The following is a 2,488-nucleotide window of genomic DNA, read 5'->3' as shown; positions in this document are numbered from 1 at the left end:
TTATTAGACATCATAGTTTAGTAGCAATATTTTAATTAGATATTTTTCCGTTCCCTTTTACATTCTGTCCATCGTCATTTGTTTTCCAAATAAATAAGTAGTATTCATTTGAATTTGTATCAACATTGTATGCACCAGAGAAAGATTTATTTATGCCGCCATTAACTGTTCCATAACTAGGGTCCGAACCCCATGCAGATCTGTACAGAGTATATTTTACATCGTAAGGTCCCATCGCTCCTCCATCAGTAGAATATACATATGCGCTGCCATTGATATATACACTTCCTTTAGACAGTGTGTGGAACTGTTTGTTTTTACTACCATCCACCACTCGATAGTCCATTTTAAAACTGTAACTACTAGATGCTGCTAATGTTGGTATAGCGAAACATGTCATTAAAGTTAAAGCTGTAATAATAGAAAAAATTTTTGTTTTCATGTTTTCCTCCCTGTTATTTTATTATTGAGGGGCCTTCTCAATAAAGAGAATAATCCGTTTAACTCTATGTGTAAATAATAAGATATAAAGATTTATAATTTTTACAATGGTTTTACAATCATTAAGAAAATGCCATATAGTTTCAATTTGTTTAAGATAAGATAGTTCAATTGTTAAAAAATGATTAATGAATTGATTAAAATTGGTATGATTATATGGGGATCATGAATATACGACTTCAAAAGTATATTGAGGAGAATGAAGCAGCTGAACAATTCTTTAGTACTATGAATTTCTAAGTTGAAAAGATTGTGGAATGATTTCAAGAAGAGAGTGTAAAATAGATGAGATATAATAATTACATAAAAATTAAGGAGAAATTAAAAGACCCGAACTTGGTATTATACCAAGTTCAGGTCAAAGCTGTTAATGAAATAAAGTGATTAGGTTTTTACTACCATTTCACAGTCACATTCCCGAAAGAACTAAAAACAATAATCCAAATAGAAAACTAATAAAGTGAAACTTTAATCAGTGGGGGGGTTCATCCCCCACTGATTATTAGTTGAACCAATCGGGCGTTTACGGGCAGTTAATCTCTCACCTAACTTCTTTGCTTCAGCCGAATTTTGAGGTGGGAGTCTTACTGCCCGTTAATGCGGGATAAAAGAAAGAAAACCGATAGAGATGGAAAAAATACGATTGTTCTTCCATTCGCGTGCGAAAACGATAAAGCCTAAAATGCAAAGGAAAAACCAAATAGGTAGAAACATAAATCGACTAACTTTCTCAGGTAGTAATGAATAAAAATTTGTTAAATATAATATCCAATTCGCAAAAAATAGAGCACATACGATGAATGATTGTAAGTAGGGTCGTGTTAAAAAAGTTCCTTTTTTAATTGTCATAAAAATGAGAGCTAATGCTGAAATGAAGGGAATTATTATGAATATGAGCAATAGTAATGTTAGTGACATGTCAAACTCCTTTATAATATTGTTTGCGTAAGAAACGAATCTATTAGGTTGTATGCTTGCTTTGTAGAGTGCTCGTTATATTTTTCAGTGTACGGATTTAAAAATCCATGTTCACCGTGTAGTTGATTTATTTCTAATAAAGGATTATTTTGTTGCTGCAATGTTTGGATTAAAGAGGATACTGAAAAACTAGCTTCTTGTTCAGGAAAAATAAGTAAGGTAGCACATGTAGGTTTAATATGAATATAGTCACGTATACGGGAACCGTAACACCCAATGATAAAATCTATTTTTGAATTGTTACTACAGAGCCAAACAATTGTCGCTCCAACGCTAAAACCGATAAGTCCAATATGTGTGTAACTACAGGAAAGGTTAGTAATGAGTTCTTCAATTTGCTCTTTTCCATCATCAAATCCAATGTGATTCATAAAATGCTGATATGCTTTTTCTTCATCACTATAATGAAATGCATGTTGTAATTGTAGAAGGTTAGGACAAAATACATCTATATGAGATGAAGTGAAGCGGTCTATAACGTGCTGCATATGATCATTTACACCGTATATTTCATGAACAACAACGAGAGCTGATTTTTTCTTCATAGTTACAATGTACCTCTATGAAACTTATATTCTTTCTCAACAAGGCAGATACGCAGATGGAAGTTTTCATACCATTGCTCACGGCCTCTTTTTTTCGCTTCTTTATGTAAGGCGTTCCTTTTCCAATTTTCAATTGCTTCAAGTGACTCCCAATAAGAAATTGTAATTCCGAGTCCAGAATTATCACGTGCGCTTTCGACACCTAAAAATCCAGGTTGCTGTTTCGCAAGGTCATCCATTTTTTCGGAAACGTTACTATAATCTGTTGTATCATTTGATAGGTTAGAAGTGAATATAACTGCATAATAGGGCTTGTTTTTTTCTAAATCATATTTCATTATTTTTCCCCCTTAATGTATAAGTGCGAATAATTAATTCATAGTTTGTATTTTAGCAGGTTAAAAAAAGAAAAGAAGTAGAAGATTCTTATTTTTTTTTAGGTGTTGTAAAACAGAGGATAGAAG

At 32.4% G+C, this 2,488-nt stretch carries 4 protein-coding genes; all 4 read right to left on the bottom strand.

Annotation, left to right across the window (positions count from 1 at the left end; genetic code table 11):
• Nucleotides 1-31 precede the first annotated feature (31 nt).
• The 4 genes from AB3X48_RS21050 to AB3X48_RS21035 all read right to left on the bottom strand — a co-directional run bounded on the left by AB3X48_RS21050 (nucleotide 32) and on the right by AB3X48_RS21035 (nucleotide 2,362).
• Complete coding sequence (locus tag AB3X48_RS21050; protein ID WP_002011979.1) at nucleotides 32-442, bottom strand: hypothetical protein; 411 nt, start codon at nucleotides 440-442, stop codon at nucleotides 32-34.
• Nucleotides 443-1,095: 653 nt separating this feature from the next.
• The gene (locus tag AB3X48_RS21045) at nucleotides 1,096-1,419 is read right to left on the bottom strand and encodes a hypothetical protein (protein WP_016104429.1); all 324 of its coding nucleotides are present in this window, start codon (nucleotides 1,417-1,419) and stop codon (nucleotides 1,096-1,098) included.
• Between the two features lie 11 nt (nucleotides 1,420-1,430).
• Entirely contained in the window at nucleotides 1,431-2,024 is a 594-nt protein-coding gene (locus AB3X48_RS21040; RefSeq protein WP_016104430.1) for a dienelactone hydrolase family protein, read from the bottom strand.
• A 2-nt stretch (nucleotides 2,025-2,026) separates the two neighbouring features.
• Nucleotides 2,027-2,362 carry an antibiotic biosynthesis monooxygenase family protein gene (locus tag AB3X48_RS21035; protein ID WP_016104431.1) on the bottom strand — a complete coding sequence of 112 codons (336 nt, stop codon included), beginning with the start codon at nucleotides 2,360-2,362 and terminating at the stop codon, nucleotides 2,027-2,029.
• Nucleotides 2,363-2,488: the final 126 nt, after the last annotated feature.

Source organism: Bacillus sp. S4 (assembly GCF_040838205.1).
Lineage (GTDB): Bacteria > Bacillota > Bacilli > Bacillales > Bacillaceae_G > Bacillus_A > Bacillus_A cereus_U.
This window is presented reverse-complemented; position numbering and strand designations above follow the sequence as displayed.

Bases quoted from the DNA above. Each gene is read 5' to 3' on its own strand.
- AB3X48_RS21040 (WP_016104430.1), bottom strand. From the start codon at position 2,024: ATGAAGAAAAAATCAGCTCTCGTTGTTGTTCATGAAATATACGGTGTA.
- AB3X48_RS21035 (WP_016104431.1), bottom strand. From the start codon at position 2,362: ATGAAATATGATTTAGAAAAAAACAAGCCCTATTATGCAGTTATATTC.
- AB3X48_RS21045 (WP_016104429.1), bottom strand. From the start codon at position 1,419: ATGTCACTAACATTACTATTGCTCATATTCATAATAATTCCCTTCATT.
- AB3X48_RS21050 (WP_002011979.1), bottom strand. From the start codon at position 442: ATGAAAACAAAAATTTTTTCTATTATTACAGCTTTAACTTTAATGACA.